General features: G+C 61.3%; 19 protein-coding genes and 2 pseudogenes. 18 read left to right on the top strand and 3 right to left on the bottom strand.

What is annotated here, in order from left to right; all coding sequences use genetic code 11:
- The first annotated feature begins 14 nt into the window (after positions 1-14).
- From THIX_RS10760 to THIX_RS10725, 9 genes are all read left to right on the top strand, one after another.
- Complete coding sequence (locus THIX_RS10760) at positions 15-2,075, top strand: RNA-directed DNA polymerase (RefSeq protein ID WP_112486235.1); 2,061 nt, start codon at positions 15-17, stop codon at positions 2,073-2,075.
- A gap of 12 nt (positions 2,076-2,087) precedes the next feature.
- Complete coding sequence (locus THIX_RS10755) at positions 2,088-3,149, top strand: restriction endonuclease (RefSeq protein WP_112486234.1); 1,062 nt, start codon at positions 2,088-2,090, stop codon at positions 3,147-3,149.
- Positions 3,150-3,607: 458 nt separating this feature from the next.
- Positions 3,608-4,195, top strand: coding sequence for a hypothetical protein (locus THIX_RS10750; protein WP_112486233.1), 588 nt, complete (start codon positions 3,608-3,610; stop codon positions 4,193-4,195).
- A gap of 96 nt (positions 4,196-4,291) precedes the next feature.
- On the top strand, positions 4,292-4,504 hold the full coding sequence (locus tag THIX_RS10745) for an AlpA family transcriptional regulator (RefSeq protein WP_112486232.1): 213 nt from the start codon (positions 4,292-4,294) through the stop codon (positions 4,502-4,504).
- A 164-nt stretch (positions 4,505-4,668) separates the two neighbouring features.
- Complete coding sequence (locus THIX_RS10740) at positions 4,669-4,983, top strand: AlpA family transcriptional regulator (RefSeq protein WP_112486231.1); 315 nt, start codon at positions 4,669-4,671, stop codon at positions 4,981-4,983.
- On the top strand, positions 4,980-6,272 hold the full coding sequence (locus THIX_RS10735) for a DUF3987 domain-containing protein (RefSeq protein ID WP_112486230.1): 1,293 nt from the start codon (positions 4,980-4,982) through the stop codon (positions 6,270-6,272). Before THIX_RS10740 ends, THIX_RS10735 begins: the two co-directional genes overlap by 4 nt.
- 286 nt (positions 6,273-6,558) lie before the next feature.
- Positions 6,559-6,705: a hypothetical protein gene (locus THIX_RS23385; RefSeq protein WP_158540832.1), complete on the top strand. Its 147-nt coding sequence runs from the start codon at positions 6,559-6,561 to the stop codon at positions 6,703-6,705.
- A gap of 262 nt (positions 6,706-6,967) precedes the next feature.
- Positions 6,968-7,255, top strand: a complete 288-nt coding sequence (locus tag THIX_RS10730; RefSeq protein WP_146748507.1) for a hypothetical protein — start codon at positions 6,968-6,970, stop codon at positions 7,253-7,255.
- 33 nt (positions 7,256-7,288) lie between these two features.
- Positions 7,289-7,474: a hypothetical protein gene (locus THIX_RS10725; RefSeq protein ID WP_112486228.1), complete on the top strand. Its 186-nt coding sequence runs from the start codon at positions 7,289-7,291 to the stop codon at positions 7,472-7,474.
- A 286-nt stretch (positions 7,475-7,760) separates the two neighbouring features.
- On the opposite strand, the gene THIX_RS10720 is transcribed toward THIX_RS10725, so the two are convergent.
- Positions 7,761-9,116: an IS1182-like element ISThsp16 family transposase gene (locus THIX_RS10720; protein ID WP_112484377.1), complete on the bottom strand. Its 1,356-nt coding sequence runs from the start codon at positions 9,114-9,116 to the stop codon at positions 7,761-7,763.
- A 29-nt stretch (positions 9,117-9,145) separates the two neighbouring features.
- Here THIX_RS10720 and THIX_RS10715 point away from each other — a divergent pair, with 29 nt between their 5' ends.
- The 9 genes and pseudogenes from THIX_RS10715 to THIX_RS24210 form a co-directional block, all read left to right on the top strand.
- Entirely contained in the window at positions 9,146-9,808 is a 663-nt protein-coding gene (locus THIX_RS10715) for an AAA family ATPase (protein ID WP_371412999.1), read from the top strand.
- On the top strand, positions 9,805-10,089 hold the full coding sequence (locus THIX_RS10710; RefSeq protein ID WP_112486226.1) for a hypothetical protein: 285 nt from the start codon (positions 9,805-9,807) through the stop codon (positions 10,087-10,089). The genes THIX_RS10715 and THIX_RS10710 overlap by 4 nt, the downstream gene beginning before the upstream one ends.
- Positions 10,090-10,144: 55 nt before the next feature.
- Entirely contained in the window at positions 10,145-10,282 is a 138-nt protein-coding gene (locus tag THIX_RS10705; RefSeq protein WP_199195273.1) for a hypothetical protein, read from the top strand.
- Positions 10,283-10,296: 14 nt separating this feature from the next.
- Positions 10,297-10,923, top strand: a complete 627-nt coding sequence (locus THIX_RS24215; protein ID WP_233224511.1) for a hypothetical protein — start codon at positions 10,297-10,299, stop codon at positions 10,921-10,923.
- Positions 10,920-11,255 (top strand): hypothetical protein, encoded by a 336-nt coding sequence (locus THIX_RS10690; RefSeq protein ID WP_112486225.1) that lies wholly within the window; start codon positions 10,920-10,922, stop codon positions 11,253-11,255. Before THIX_RS24215 ends, THIX_RS10690 begins: the two co-directional genes overlap by 4 nt.
- Positions 11,252-13,669, top strand: coding sequence for a DEAD/DEAH box helicase family protein (locus THIX_RS10685; protein ID WP_112486224.1), 2,418 nt, complete (start codon positions 11,252-11,254; stop codon positions 13,667-13,669). The genes THIX_RS10690 and THIX_RS10685 overlap by 4 nt, the downstream gene beginning before the upstream one ends.
- Before the next feature lie 126 nt (positions 13,670-13,795).
- Positions 13,796-14,065, top strand: coding sequence for a CopG family transcriptional regulator (locus tag THIX_RS10680; RefSeq protein WP_112486223.1), 270 nt, complete (start codon positions 13,796-13,798; stop codon positions 14,063-14,065).
- Positions 14,052-14,420 carry a type II toxin-antitoxin system RelE/ParE family toxin gene (locus tag THIX_RS10675; protein ID WP_112486222.1) on the top strand — a complete coding sequence of 123 codons (369 nt, stop codon included), beginning with the start codon at positions 14,052-14,054 and terminating at the stop codon, positions 14,418-14,420. Before THIX_RS10680 ends, THIX_RS10675 begins: the two co-directional genes overlap by 14 nt.
- 329 nt (positions 14,421-14,749) lie before the next feature.
- Positions 14,750-15,037, top strand: a pseudogene (locus THIX_RS24210) (AAA family ATPase); the annotation flags it as partial.
- A 58-nt stretch (positions 15,038-15,095) separates the two neighbouring features.
- Here THIX_RS24210 and THIX_RS24205 read toward each other — a convergent pair.
- Both THIX_RS24205 and THIX_RS10665 read right to left on the bottom strand, forming a co-directional pair.
- Positions 15,096-15,455 (bottom strand): annotated as a pseudogene (locus THIX_RS24205) (type II toxin-antitoxin system YhaV family toxin); the annotation flags it as partial.
- Positions 15,452-15,781, bottom strand: a complete 330-nt coding sequence (locus THIX_RS10665; protein ID WP_112488302.1) for a type II toxin-antitoxin system PrlF family antitoxin — start codon at positions 15,779-15,781, stop codon at positions 15,452-15,454. The pseudogene THIX_RS24205 and the gene THIX_RS10665, both read right to left, overlap by 4 nt.
- Positions 15,782-15,909 lie beyond the last annotated feature (128 nt).

Here is a 15,909-nt window from a genome sequence, read left to right as displayed (position 1 = left end):
GAAGCACACGTAGTATGCCGTTCCCGAAATCTGCGGCGCGATTGGAGAACCTGCAGCGGGCATGGCAGTGGATTCGTTCGAATCCGGATCGGACGTACAAGTCGCACTTCAGGGAGCTGTACTCGGCCTACGCGACTGCAGACGGGGCCCTACTCAAGCACCTGAAGAATCGACTTGATCGAAGCATCTTCGAGCCGTCCGACGCGTGCAAGCTGTTCCTGCCGAAGCCTTCGGGCATCCTGCGTCCGTACACATTGCTCGGCATTGAGGACCAGATCGTCTATCAGGCTATGGCCAACGTCGTTGCCGAACGGCTGCACCCGCGCGTCAGAAGCAAATACAACCGCCAGGTGTTCGGCCACCAGTACGCGGGAGCCTCCAGCCTGTGGTTCTATCGACGGTGGACTGACGGCTACAAGGCCTTCAACAAGGCCGCCGAGACGGTGTTTGCCAGCGGCTACGTTTGGACCGCGAGCTTCGACCTCACGGCGTTTTACGACAGCATTGATCACAACGTGCTGCGCCACATGCTCAAGGAGATTGGCCTTGAACATGACTTCTGCATGGAGCTGACCAGGCTCCTGAACAAGTGGACGGCCACGACGACGCAGATCTATCACGACCACGGCATCCCGCAGGGACCGTTGAGCTCGGGCCTGATCTCCGAAGCGGTGCTCAAGCACTTCGACGACAACTTCCGCACCCGCTTTGATGTCAAGTACTTCCGGTACGTCGATGACATCCGCCTCTTCGCGAAGAGCGAGGATCACTTGCGACACGCACTGGTCTCGCTGGATCGGCTGAGCAAAGACGTGGGCTTGTTCCCGCAGTCGGGGAAGATCGACATCCACCGGGTGACAGACATACGGGACGAGTTGAAGTCTGTCAGCTCGCCCGTGGAGACCGTGCTGACCGGCCCGGTACCTGACCAGCCCGGCATCCGGCGCCGGCTCGCGGAGTTGGCTCCCCGAGAGGACAACTATCGGGTCACTGACTCGACGCGGTTCAAGTTTCTGTTGGCCAAGGCTGATCCGTCGCTTCGCGTCCTCGACCGACTGTGGCGCGTCTTCGAACACGCGCCGCACTACTACCCGCAGGTTTCGGCCTACCTGCAGAAGTTTCGGGCGCTGCCCGACAAGCATGGCGATCGCCTGCTCGGCCACATCCAGACGCAGGACCTCTACCCAGCGATCCGGGCCAGTCTGGTGACGGCCGCGGACGATCGACTGTCGGCTACACGCACCAAGCGCCTACGCACGTCCCTGAAGACGCTGTGGAAGCCGAAGTCGAGCACACCGGAGCTGACTGCTGCCCTATGGGGCGCGCTTCATCGACTGTCACACCTGACCGAGAGCCAGACCGACTACGCGTTACTCCACTCGCGCACACCTTGGCTTCGGACGCGGCTGCACTTCGGAACGCCTTGGTTCGAGATCTCTGCAGCACGACGAGATCGACTCTTGAACGCTTCGATGCGAAGCATGGATGCTGAAGTGGCGCTGGCGGCGGCCTGGCTCGCTGCTCTGCTGGACTGCGAGATTCGCAAGCCGATCCGCGACATTCATGCGCTGGCCAAGATCGTGCTGCGGGAGAACGGCAAGCTCAGGCGGGCAGACACCAAGGTATGCGGCATCCAGCAGGCGCTGCTCGAGATGACAGGTATTGATATCGCAGTGAACTGGCGGAAGTTCTTCGGCAAGAACTATCGTCACGCCGAGTCGAAGATCGTTGCCTGCAAGGGCTACTTCAAGACGAACCCGACCGCCTGGGTCAGCATGCTCGATGTCTTCAACGATCTTTTGGTCGACGACCTGTTCAAGCGTGATGGGATGATAGGGGCCCGCAACTTGGGCAACTTCGGCGGCGTGATTGGCAACAAAGCGTTCATGGCCAAGTTTCCGAAGACATATGCCTATGTTCTGGCCGTTCACACGAAGCGCGGTGAGGGCGAGCTTGCTCATCCGATCGTGAAGGCGACCAAAGCTCCAACCGGGCGCATTCCGTTTAAGTGGCTGAAGACCGGTCGCAAGCTCATGACCGCCGCACTGGCCGAGATCAAGGCCGCAGGATATTGAAGGAGGATTTCGATGGCGCTATGGCTGATCCGAGCTGGCAAGTACGGCGAGCACGAACAACGATTCTTCGCCGACTCGGCCTGCTACCTGACCTGGGAGGGCACGGAGGACCGTGATCTTCACCAAGCGAAGGACTACGAAGGCATCAAGGCCCTGCTGACCGAGCTGTACCCCGACGAGAAGCCCAAGACGCGGATCAACTGGGCCAGCCAGATAGCGCCGTTCGTCTTCGACATCCAGCCTGGCGACTGGGTGGTGATGCCGCACAAGCACAAGCCCGCCATCGCGTTCGGCGAGGTCACCAAGGGCTACGCCTTCGAGGCCAAGGCCGACCAGACCTATCGCCACAGCATCCAGGTGAAGTGGCTGAACACCGACGTGCCGCGGTCGGCGTTCAGCCAAGACCTGCTGTACTCGTTCGGCGCCTTTATGACCGTGTGCCGAATGGCGCGCAACGATGCCGAGGCGCGCGTCCGCGCCATGGCCAAGGCAGGCTGGAAGGCACAGGCACCGGGAGCCGTGGCGCCGACGCCAGGCCAGAAGAACAAGCCGGCGTCGAGCGATCAGCCTCCCGTGATCGAAGAGCACTTCGATGTCGAGCGATCAGCCCGCGACCAGATCACCAAGCTGGTCCTGGCGCGGTTTAAGGGCCACGGTATGGCCGAACTGGTCGGCGCCATCCTGCGCGCGCAGGGCTTCAGCACCCACATCAGCCCGCCGGGCCCGGATGGCGGCATCGACATCCTGGCCGCGCCAGGCACGTTCGGGTTCTCCGAGCCTCGAATCTGCGTGCAGGTCAAGTCACAGCAGAACCCCATCGAACGCACGGTGCTCGACGCACTGGGCGGCGTGATGAAGAAAGTCAGCGCCACCCACGGCCTGCTGGTGTGCTGGGGAGGGTTTAAGAGCAGCATCGACCGCGACGAGACACAGCAGTTCTTCCACGTCCGGCTCTGGGACGCCGACGACCTAGTTGACGAACTGCTGCGCGTATACGACAAGCTCGACGCGGACCTGCGGGCGCTGATCCCACTCAAGCGGGTCTGGACGCTGGCGGCCCCTGATGAGGCATAGTTGAAATTCACGCCGTGACGCGGGTCGAGTCAGCTGATAGAGGTGGCTATCCAAACAGGGCTTGGCTGGCGGGAGATTACCGGTTCGCGGCTGCCCATGATCGTGAGTCTGCTCACAAGCGCGGGCAGGATTGACACCAAATTCGGCGCTCGTCCTACAGGCGTTCGACATCGACTTTGACAACGCCGAACAATCGCGGATAATTGCGCTGTCTCGCAAGAGATACGGGTTTGGAAGCCCGGTAGCAAAGGCGCAAACAGGAGGCCGCGCCGTGATTGTCTGACCAGACAGCACCTAGCGGCTTTTATTTTGCGCGTCAGGTAGCTCCCTTGGGGCGGGCCTGGCGGGGAGCCGCAAGGCTCGCCGGTTCCTTTGCCCGGTCTTCCAACCCGCCAGGTTCCGCCTCACCCGTTTGGAAGCGGGCGGCGGTTCGATACCGTCAGCAAAGGAGCTTCACCATGACGCAAGCGCACGAGGCCCGCAATGGGTCTTCCTCGGCCAGCCAGCAGGCGGCCCGCAGCAACATCCCATCCCCCAACCTTTCCGATAACTTCGAGATCAAGCGCGATGGCTTGACCGCCAGCGTGTACCGCGCGCCGTCCGGGCAATGGGCCTGGCGTTTGATGGACTCGCTACAGGACGAGATCGGCGGCGGGAGCGGGTACGACACGGAAGGGGATGCGGCCAACGATGCACTGGCCGAACTCACGGCACAGGACGCTCGCATCGAACGGGGCGGAATTCCCCGGGAGGCGCCGCAGCCCAAAGGCCGTGACGCCGACACCCTGGCCCGCACCATCAGCGAGATCGACGCCATCGTGCAGAGCGAAGCGGAAAGCTTGTCCGCGACGGCAAACCTGGCACGACGGGCCGTCATCGCTGCGCGCAAGCAGGTCAGCGGGGCCCTTCAAAGCCTGCTCGGCGATCTGTCCGGTGTGCTCGCCACCCTGAGCTATCAGGCAGGAGATCTGTCGAACACCGTGAACGGCGAAGCGGAGGCCGTGGGCTGCAACCATGTTCGCGACTGGGACGAGGTGCACGCATGACAACCTCTTTCCTGCTCAAGACTGGTCAAGGATCGCTGCACCTTCCCCTGCAGCAGACCACTCCCCTGTTGGGACTGTCGCGCTGGGAGGCATGCCATGGCTGACAAGATTCTCGTCACTGCTGTGGAAGGCGCGCACATGCTGTCGATGGGCCGCTCCACGTTCTGGCGCGCTGTCGGCGCCGGCATGCTGCCGCAGCCGGTGCGCATCGGCGGTCTCACCCGCTGGCGGGTTGCGGATCTGATGCGAGCTGTCGATCCCGTCAGTCTGCCTGCTAGGCCATCCACCGCCGACGCTCAGCGCGAGTAGGCCGGCTGCGCAGCCATGCATGCGGCTTGCGCCTGCCGCTTGCTGCGTCACGCCCTTTCTCGCCTTAGACCCCTTCTGCAACACCTTGCGCAATCCAGGTATGGGCCGGTTATCCGGACCACGCCTGGCGGCGGCATGACCGTTGTTGTTTTCGGAGAAATTTGATGAAAAAGAACCTTGCAGTGCACGCACCGGAGAAGCCGCAGTTCGTCATGCCTCCCGGTGAGGAGCCGATCTTCATTGAGCGCCAGTTGGTCGAGCAACTGGTGTGTCTGAAGCGAACGGCAATCCACAGACTGACGCGCAGGGGTGAGTTCCCGCGTGGAATCAAAATCTCGGGCACCGTCGGGAAAACAGGCGGCAAGGTGGTCTGGATCAAGCAGGAAATCCAGTTTTGGGTGCGTCAGCAGATCGACGACAAGCGAAGCGAGCTTGGGCAGTACATCGACAACATGGCGCGTCTGGGGGAACACGTATGAGCAAGGCCGCGACCCCCAAGAAGGCAGCGACGAAGCGAGCCACCGCGCGCGCACCCCAGGCGCGGGACAGGCTCATGAGCCTGATGCTTTCAACGCCAGAGGGGCAGAGTTACATGACGGCCATTGCCGCAGCCGGGATGCGGCTTGCCCCTCTTGATGCTGTGGTTCCTCTCGGCACATTTCTTGATGTCGTGACCCGGCAGGTACGCGACTGCACGGACATGCCGCCCGAGATCGGGCTGGCGGCCACGCTCTCGGTAATCGGCGCGGCGCTCTCGCAGAACGGCTGCGCGGTCTCCTGGCACGATGACAAGACACCGATCCATCCGGCGCTCTGGCTGCTTGTGCTGGCCCCGTCAGGAGCAGGAAAGACCTTGGTGCGGCGGACCGTGGCTGACGCACTGGGCGTCAAGCTGAGGATGCTGACCGACCCCGGCAGCGGCAAGGCATTTCTGTCTGCCCTGCAAGCCGCTGATGGGGTGGCCTATTGGATGCGCGACGAATACGGCCAGCTCCTCAAACAGATTGGCAATGGTGGGCCGCTTGGTCAGGTGCGTGACTACATGCTGCACGCGTATGACCATGACCGGATCGCGAACGAGACGATGAAGGATGGCGTCGTGGCGGTGGAGAAGCCGATCCTCTCCATCCTCGGGGTGACGGTCGACGCCACCTGGTCAAGCGCGATCGACGCGGAAATGCTGGTGGATGGACTGATGGCGCGGCACCTGTTCATGACCTGCGCCCATCGCCCCCTGTCCACACCGCGCTATCCCATTGAGCAAATGATGGAGAACGTGGCTGCGGCTGCGGGACCGTTGCGGGAGCGACTGGCGCAGACCGGTGCGTCCTACGTGATCGGGCGCAAGGCCGCTGCACTGTATGAGACGCAATGGCACGAGCTGGCGCGGTTGGTCGGGGAGAAAGTGGACCGTGCCTACTTTCGCCGCATCACCTGGTCTGCGGCCCGGTATGCCTTGATCTACCACGTCCTGCTGGAAAAGGAGGGCTTTGAAATTGGCACCGAGGCCATGTCTTGGGCCTGGCGGATGGTGCAGTTTCACATGCAGGCCACCCGCGAGGTGCTTTCACTGGCCGATCCTGGGTTCGTGCCGAAGGTTCTCAAAATCATCCAGTGGGTAGATGAGCAGATCGGGGCAGGAACTGACCTTGCGCGTCAAGGTGGCGCGGCGCTTGGGCGGGCCGTGCTTACGCGGTTTCACCGTGAGCTTGGCGGAGCGAGCGAGGCGAAGTCCCTTGTGGATTTGGCTCTGAAATACGCGAAATAAGAGGGGATACGTGGGCACCAAAACGGTGCAAGCGATTGAAATTAGGCCCAAAAAACAGCCCATCGGGAGATGCGCCGCTATGTCTATGAATACAAATAGGAAAAAGACATATTGTAAGGGTTTACACCTATGTTTCTGCTTACGCTCTGCTTACCGGTTTGTAAGCAGCTTTATTGCTGGCAAATCATATGGTTAGTTGGCTTTTTCATTTTGCTTACAGGCGGGACACCAATTTTGATGACGAAAATTTCACGATGTGGAAATTTGTGATGCGTGCTTACGCGCCATGTCACAAGAACAGTTCTCATTTGTCCCCTCGCAAAACCCGCAGCAAGGATTTGGCCTTCGCGCCGATTTCACCGATCAGCATGAAAAGACGCGCCCGCACAGCGACGGCAAAAAACAGCAATGCATGCGAACAGCGCCCGCCTGAGGCGGGCGAGGGCCGGCACGGCCCAAGGGCCGCGCCGGGTTGTCGGGTCCGTGGTTCGCACCAGCCCTGTGCGGGGTTCTGCCGTTTGGAGCCGGGGCGACTTCCCGCGCCTTTCGGGGACAGCAACGGTCGCGCCATGCTCGCTGCGCTGCGCGTGGCACGCCCGTCGCAACCCCTCATGCCGCTGCGCGGCACCGGCTTGGAAGCTCGGCCTGTGACCCGGCTCCAAACGGCAGAACCCAACCACCACAGGAGAGCAGCCATGCGCGACACCACGACCCCGACAACCAACGAATCCCTCCGGGGGGACCCTCACCAAACGGCAGGGGTGAACAGCATTGAGCAGCGCGAAGACATCCGGGCGTTGCTGGAGGCGGCAGGCTACAAGGTCCGCACCCCCTTCAACCCGAACGGCCCGCATGCAGGAGCCGTCATCGTCAGCGACCCGATCCACATGATCCGGGAACGCCACGCCGTGGTGGTCGAGTACCGCGACCAGCTCATCCGCAATCCCCGCGAAGCCCACCAATTCATCGACGACCGTCACTAACCGGCGAAACCCAACCACCTCAGGAGAAGTGTGATGACTGACTCCCCGCAATTCCAGACCCACGGCCCCATCAACGATGCCGTGGAAATCATTGGCGAACGCCGCGGCTGGGGTATCGCCTGTGGAATCCTCCAGGCACACCTGGAACTGATCGCCGAAGGGAAGGAAACAATCGGCGAGGCAATCGAGCGACTCGGCCAGTTCGCCAGCAGCCTGTGACCAGGAGCGACTACGCGCTCCATTTCACCGGTCAGCATGACCTCATGCGCCCATCATCACAACGTAGTTGCGCAACTGCGTAACTACGTAAAACAGGAAATACGTTAATGCGTTCCCTAGGAGGCTGTCGGACTTGAACCCGAGCGAATCCGATTGATCAGTGCGACGCGTTTTTTTTGACAGCGGCGCGCTGATCGAACGCTCTCGATGGTTGGCGAGACACTGTGAGGGCACATGGGGCGGCCTGGGGACTCGGTTTTGGCGTGGTCGGGGCGCACTATTGCCCTCACGCGGCTCGCAGGACGTGCATGCGCTTGATGTTCCAAGCCATGGTCACCAAGCTCCATTCGCCTTGTGCCTTGGCCAGCCCGCGCATGCTCATCTGGCGCCAACCCATCACTTGCTTGATGATGCCGAACACCGGCTCCACTGTCTGCTTGCGCAGGCCGTACAGGGCTCGGCCTGCTTGCGTGCCCAGGCGGTGTGCCATCTGCACGAGCGGATCCGTCGTCTGGGGCTCGGGCACATCGGGTGCAAAGCGCCCCATCACCGGCGTGTGATGCGACTCCCGCTTGAGCGCCAGCAGCGGCTCGATACCCGCGTCGTTGCACGCGATCACGTTGGCTTGGCTGAAGAAGCCGTTGTCCGTGATGAGCGTGTGCACCTCGCCCAGCACCGCGGGTAACGCTTGGATCTGCTGCAGCGTAGGCACAACTTCGCGCTTGTCGTTGGATGCCTGGCTCACATGCTGGGTGATCACCATCATCGTCGCGATGTCCACGCCGGCTTGTGCGTTGTAGCTTTGCTCGAAGCCCCCACCCGACACGGGCATGATGCGCGACTCTTCATCCGTGAGGTTGACCTGATCGCTGCTCCGGGGGCCGGCCTCTGGCGGCTCAGGGTCCTTGCCGCGCGGCTTCTTGCCCGCCTCGCGCTGGGCTTGGCGCTTGGCGGTCTTGGCCTCGTACTCCTGCTGCTCGACCTGATGGCGTTCGCTGGCGCGCTGCTCGATCTTGGCCTTGGCCTGCGCGATTGCGCTCAAGCGATCTGCACGCAGGGCGATCTCCGCCGGCACATCCATGCCGTCGGGTACCGTCGCGCGGTCGCTGTTCTCTGCCAGCGCCAGCAGCGTTTGTACTTCCTGGCGCAGCTGCGCCTCGATCTTGTTGGCATGAGCCCACGACAAGGCCTTGTGCTTGCTGGCGTTGGCGTCGATCTTGGTGCCATCCAGCGCGATGTGTCCGAGCTTGAGCAGCTTCATCTCGCGCGCCAGAACCAGCACCTGCACGAACAGTGCCTCCACCTCCTTCAAGAAGCGGCGGCGGAACGTCGCCAGCGTGTCGTGATCGGGGTGGGTATTGGCCGCAACAAAGCGGAACGCCACCGAGTCGTAGGTCGCCCGCTCGATCTTGCGGCTGGAGTGCACGCCGTTGGCGTAGCCGTAGATCAGCAGGCCCAGCAGCACCGCCGGATGGTGCGCCGCCGAGCCCCGGCCTGCGTACTGTCGGGCCAGATCGCCCAGATCAAGCTGCTCGATGACTTCGACCACGAAGCGCGCCAAGTGATCAGTGGGCAGCCATTCGTCCACCGACGGTGGCAACAGATATGCGGTGTCTCGGTCAACAGGGACGAAGCGGCTCATCGGCTCGGGCTCTCGGTTGTGCAGCAGCAATTGTCTCGGATAGCGTCTTCATCCGGAAGACCGCAAAGTCCGACAGTCTCCTAGGACTTGCAAGTCAAAAGGGTGGCGTTGGCAAGACCACGCTGGCCGGGCACCTGGCCGTGATGGCCGAGAGCAAAGGCGCCGGGCCTGTGGCCTTGATCGACACCGACCCGCAGGGCAGCTTGTCGAGCTGGTGGAACGAGCGCCGGGCGGAAACACCCGCCTTCGCTTCGGTGGACATCGCCAGCCTTGCCGATCATCTGTCGCTGCTTGAGAAGGCCGGTGTCAATCTGGCGATCATCGACACGCCGCCTGCGGTCACCGAAACGATTCGGAAGGTTCTGGCTGTGGCAGACATGGTTCTGATTCCGACCAGGCCGAGTCCGCACGATCTCCGCGCTGTTGGTTCGACGGTGGAGCTGGTGGAAGCCGTGGGCAAACGCATGGTGTTCGTGATCAATGGCGCAGCGCAGCGGGCCAGGATCACGGGCGAGGCGGCGATCGCGCTTTCTCAGCATGGCACCGTGGCTCCGGTCACGCTGTACCAGCGCACCGACTTTGCGGCATCGATGATCGACGGGCGCACCGCCCAGGAGATTGACCCTAGCAGCCGCACTGCCGGCGAGGTCGAGGCGTTATGGAACTACGTATCTACGCAACTACGCAAATGAACGACAAAATGGCAAAAACCGCGAGTCTCACCGCTGGCCTTGTCGCCAAGAAGGGCCACGCATCGCCGGCCGTCCTGCACGACGACACCGGTCGCGCCGGCACCAAAGCCGCCGCCGCGGGCTACTACAAGGCGCTGACGGTCAAGCTTGACCGGGAACGGTATGAGTCCTTGAAGAACCTGGGCGTGAAGCTCGACAAGAAGAGCCAGGAGATCTTTGTGGAGGCGCTTGATCTCTGGATCAAGGAAGCCTCTCTGTGCAACGGTCAGACGAGCGCCTAAGCGTCAGCGAGAATGCCATCCGATTGGTGAGTACAAGATCGACTGGGGGCCGGGGTTGCGTATCGACCTGGCCGAGGACGATCTGAAGATCATCAACCTGATCGGTGGCGGCACCAAGAATCGCCAGCAGCAGGACATCGACCAAGCGGTGGCGCTGTGGGACGACTATAAACGCCGCAAGACATCAACCTGACAAGGAAAGTGAACATGGCACTGACCCGTGGTTTCAAGGAAACCGTGGCCGCGCGCGTGCAGAACGATCCGGCCTTTGCGCATATGGCCACGAAGAAGCCCACCAAAGCCACTCCCAGTTGGAGCGACGTCAAAGCAAAGCTGGCCGATTTCGACCGCGCCGGTTTGCTGGGGCTGGTGCAAGACCTGTATGCCGCCAGCAAGGACAACAAGGCGTTTCTGCACGCCCGCTTTGGGCTGGGCGACGACCCGCTTGAGCCCTTCAAGGATGTAATCATCCGATGGATCAACCCGCCTGACTTTCGCAACCCGATCTCGGTCAGCAAGGCCAAGAAGGCCATCAGCGATTACAAGAAGGCACTAGGCCAGCCCGAGGGCTTGGCCGAACTCACGGTGTTTTACTGCGAGGAAGTGTTCGATTTTCTAGCCGGTTGCGGCATGGACGACGAAGGCTTCTATGACGCGCTGGTACGGATGTTCGAACAGGCGCTGAAATACGTGCTGGCCTTGCCCAAGGCGCAGCAGGCTGCTTTCTTGTCCAGGCTCGACCGAGTACGCCAACTCGGGCAGAACGTTGGCTGGGGCGTAGGCGATGACTTTGACCATTTCTGGTCGGCGGCCGGTTTGGCGAGTGAGGAATGAAGAAAACCAAGAAGGCTGTGCTGGGCACTTGGCGCATCACCGGCATGGAAGTCTGGGATGCCGACTACTTTGATATGGAGGCCCCGGCGCACATCACGCTCCGCGACGATCTGACCGGCGCGCTCCAGTTCGGCCTGGTGCAAGGCGACATCGATGCCCGTGTCAGCGTTGCTGATGGCGTGGCGCGTGTGGAGTTCTCTTGGTCGGGCGTGGATGAAAACGACCCGGTGAGCGGACGCGGTTGGCTGGACGTGACGGGCGATCAGGCGCAGGGACGCATCTTCATCCATCTGGGCGATGACTCGGCCTTCACTGCGGTGCGCGCGGGATGAACGGCCCAGAGGTCGATCTGGCTTTGGAGATGAAAGTCCTCCAGGCCGAAAACGCCCGCTTGGTCGCACTGCTCGAATTTCATGGGATCGAATGGCGGGTGCCGCCACAGCCAATTGTGGTTGCAGTACAGGAGCCAGAGCCATCCCGGTTGTCCACAGCTGAGAAGGTGGCATTGTTCCGTCGTCTGTTTCGCGGGCGCACGGATGTGTACCCAATCCGCTGGGAAGGCAAGACCTCTGGCAAATCTGGCTATGCCCCAGCCTGTGCCAACGAGTGGCGCGCCGGTGTCTGCGAGAAGCCGCGCGTCAAATGTGGCGATTGCAGCAACCGCTTGCTGATCCCACTGTCGGATGCGGTGATCTACGACCATCTGGCTGGCGAGCACACGGTCGGCGTCTATCCGCTGCTAGAGGATGACACCTGCTATTTTCTGGCCGCCGATTTTGACGAGGCCGACTGGCGCGATGACGCGCGAGCCTTCATGCGATCCTGCCATGAACTGGGTGTTCCGGCTGCGCTGGAAATCTCTCGGTCTGGGAATGGCGCGCACGCGTGGGTGTTTTTTGCCAGCCGAGTTTCTGCACGTGATGCCCGGCGTTTGGGCACGGCGATCATCAGCCATACGTGCTCACGCACTCGGCAACTGAAGCTGGAATCCTATGACCGCCTGTTCCCGAATCAGGACACGATGCCCAAAGGCGGCTTCGGCAACCTGATCGCCTTGCCGCTGCAGAAGTGGCGCCGCGAGAGTGGCTGCAGCGTCTTCGTTGATGCCGATCTGCGACCGTATCCCGATCAGTGGGGTTTCCTCGCCTCGATACAGCCCATGGCTGCACACGATATCGAGCCGAATATTCTGCGGGCTACGGGTGGCGTCCATCCGTTGGACGTCACCTTCATCGACGATGAAGACCTCGCCACACCTTGGAAGCGGCAGAGCACGCCGAACAACCAGCTGGTCGGGCAGATGCCCAAGTCGCTGACCGTGACGCTGGCGAACATGGTCTATTTTGAGAAGGCGCAACTGCCGCAGGCTCTGGCCAATCGCCTGATCCGTCTGGCAGCCTTTCAGAATCCGGAGTTTTACAAGGCCCAAGCCATGCGCATGTCGGTATGGGACAAGCCACGCGTCATCGGCAATGCGGAAAATTTCCCGCAGCACATCGCCTTGCCTCGCGGTCGCCTCGATGCCGCGCTGGATCTGCTACGCGATAACGGCATCACCTGCGACCTGCGTGATGAGCGTTTCGGCGGTGAACCCATTGATGTCTCTTTTGTCGGCACTTTGCGCCTTGACCAGGAGGCCGCAATTGCCGGAATGCTGAGTCACGACAATGGGGTGCTGTGCGCTCCGACCGCGTTTGGCAAGACCGTGACCGCAGCAGCGATGATCGCGCGCCGTGGCGTAAACACCTTGGTGCTGGTGCATCGAACCGAGTTGCTCAAGCAATGGCAGGAACGTCTGCAGGCTTTTCTGGGTGTTGGCAAAGGCGTGGTCGGCACCATCGGCGGTGGCAAAGCCAAACCCACCGGCAAAATCGACATCGCCGTAATGCAATCCATCTCCCGGCAAGGCGAGATCAATCCCTTGGTCGAAAATTACGGGCAGTTGATCGCGGACGAGTGCCATCACGTCGGCGCAGTGTCATTCGATGCAATCCTGAAACGGTCCAAGGCCAAATACGTGCTGGGTCTGACGGCGACACCGATTCGCCGCGACGGGCAGCAGCCCATCATCTTCATGCAGTGCGGGCCGATCCGCTACACGGCTGCCAAGCCTGCCGGTGCGCCGCACGATCTCGAAGTGCTGCAGCGTTCACGCTTTACAAGGATCGACCTGCCGACCGATGCAGGCATCCAAGACGTGTTTCGGCATCTCGCCAATGACCAAGCCAGAACAGACGACATCGCCGCCGAGGTGCGCGATGCCGTCTCGCAGGGACGCAAGGTGCTGGTTCTGACCGAACGTACTGAACACCTCGATGCGATCAAGGCGGCACTCGATGGGTTGGAGCCGGTGCCCTTCGTTTTGCACGGTCGAATGTCCAAGAAGCAGCGCGCGGCGCTGGTGGCGGACCTGGATGCACTGTCGCCCGCCGCGCCGCGCGTTCTTCTTTCCACCGGCAAGCTGGTTGGTGAGGGTTTCGATCACCCGCCGCTCGACACACTGGTGCTGGCAATGCCGGTGTCGTGGAAAGGAACGCTGCAGCAGTACGCCGGGCGTCTACACCGCGAGCATGCCAGCAAAACCGACGTGCGGATCATCGATTTCGTGGACACTGGTCACCCGGCACTGCTGCGGATGTGGGATAAGCGGCAGCGCGGCTACCGGGCGATGGGGTACCGCATAGAGGCGCAGCGTGAATTTGGCGAAATCAGCGAAATTTGTGCCGTGACAACGGCTTCCTCCTGATTCCTTGGGGAGAAACGAGCGAAATCAAGTGCCAGCACCGTCGCCGTCTTTTATGTGCGCAATATTTGCGACAAACACAGCCTTCTATGCGACAATATCTCTATCTGATCGCTCCGGGAGACTCCCATGTCCGAACGCATCAACGCTCGTCTGTCGCAACCCTTGGCTGAATTCGTAGATCGAATGGTTGGCGAGGCGGGTCTTTACGAAACACCCAGCGAATACGTACGCGACCTGATCCGCCGCGACATGGAACGGCGTGACAGCCAGTTTGTGCAGGACGCCATCCTCTCCGGTTACCGAGACTTGGCGGCAGGCCGCGCTTTTGCGTCCAGCGGCTCCTTCAAGGCCGACATGGCGGCACTCGACCGCAAGGAAGCCGATGGCTGGCAATGACGTGCCATCACCCGCCACGTTCCTGCTGACCCGGAATGCGGCGCTGGATTTGCGCCGCATCCACACACGGTCGTGCCGTGAATGGGGTGACGTGGTTGCTGATCAGTACCTCGACGATCTGTACGCTGCCATGGGCGTTGCTGCCGCGAACCCGGAGAAGGGCTGCTTGCGGCAGTACCGTTCGGCGCCATTTCTGATGGTTCCTGCGCGGCAACACTTCGTCATATATGACCTTGTGCCGCAGGGCATTGTGGTGCTGACGGTTCAACATCAGGTTCGCGACATCGAAACCCTGATTGCGGAACTGACCCCGGCCTTCGTCACTGAAGTGGAGCGTTTGAAGCGGAAAGTCTGATGCGGACTGTTCATTGCCAACCCGCAGCACTCCGCACCAGTGCTCATAAGCTAGGGAGGCAAGTCAGCACAGGGGCAACCATCCGCCACCATCACCTTGTTTTGGATTGTTCCAAATAGGCCGTGATCTTCTAAGAAATCAGAGGGTTACGGCTTTTTCTTTGCCTTCTTAAACCTCCGTTGTTCGCCGTTGTTTCGCCGGATCACGGGGTATCGTGCCGTCCGAAAGGAAATACCCCAATGCTCAATGAGGTCAGCATGATCCTCATGCGCCCATCATCACTACGTAGTTGCGCAACTGCGTAAATACGTAAAACTGGAAATACGTCAATGCGTACGCTAGTACTTGCAAGTCAAAAGGGAGGCGTTGGGAAGACCACGCTGGCCGGGCATCTCGCCGTGATGTCCGAGAGCAAAGGCGCTGGGCCTGTGGCCTTGATCGACACAGATCCGCAAGGTAGCTTGTCGAGCTGGTGGAATGAGCGCGAGGCGGAAACACCCGCCTTCGCTTCGGTGGACATCGCCAGTCTTGCCAATCATCTGTCGCTGCTCGAAAAAGTCGGTGTGAATCTGGCGATCATCGACACGCCACCTGCGGTCACCGAAACGATTCGGAAGGTTCTGGCTGTGGCAGACATGGTTCTGATCCCGACCAGGCCAAGCCCGCACGATCTCCGCGCTGTCGGCTCAACGGTTGAGCCCAAGCGAACACGATCACCTTGCTGGGTGCGTGATAGCGGAAGAACAGCCGGTATTGCTGGAAGAACTTGCCCCGGAACCAGTGCTTGTGATCTTCGCCGAGCGTGTTGCCTTGGCGGTACTCCGGCCGTGTCGGGTCTTGCGGGATGACGTCGAACGCCAGCTTGGTGATCGCCGCCAGTCGCTTGCTGGCGTTTTTCTTCACGTACCCGACGGGGTCCTTTTGCTTGAATGCCTCGACCTGCTCGGCCAAGGTTTCAAGTTGTGCGAGAAACAGCGGGTGGGCAAAAACCGTCCAGCCATGAATGACCAAAGGCGCAGGCTTGCTCGCACTCATTCATCGTCCGCCGACAGGGGGGCGTCGAGGTCGACTTCGATGCCACCGGTCAGCGATTGGAGGCGCTGCACGAAGTTGGCGTCGATGGCCTGCAGGCGTTCCGGATGGCTGGCGATGTCGCGGGCCAGGAAGCCCAAGAACTGACCGAGCACCGGGTCGTCACCTTCGGATGCGTCGACGCGGGTCAGCACGACTTCGCCGCCGGGGCGGATTGTGTAATGGATCTTGTCGCGCTTGCCGAGCCGAAGGGCGCGGCGTACCGTCTCCGGCACCGTGGTCTGGTAGCGGTCGGTCAGGGTGGATTCGACCTCGAGGATGGCGGGCATGTCGTTCTCCAGGAGTAAAAAGTGAATGCCTTGCATGGTAATGCATTCGCCTTACCGCGTCAATGCAAATGCATTGCCAACCACGTGATGCTGTCTAAAAGCCCAGTCGCCTGGCGATTGGCCCCAAG

This window comes from Thiomonas sp. X19 (assembly GCF_900089495.1).
Taxonomy (GTDB): Bacteria; Pseudomonadota; Gammaproteobacteria; order Burkholderiales; family Burkholderiaceae_C; genus Thiomonas_A.
The sequence above is the reverse complement of the archived record's forward strand: the minus strand, read 5'-3'. Positions and strand labels throughout refer to the sequence as shown.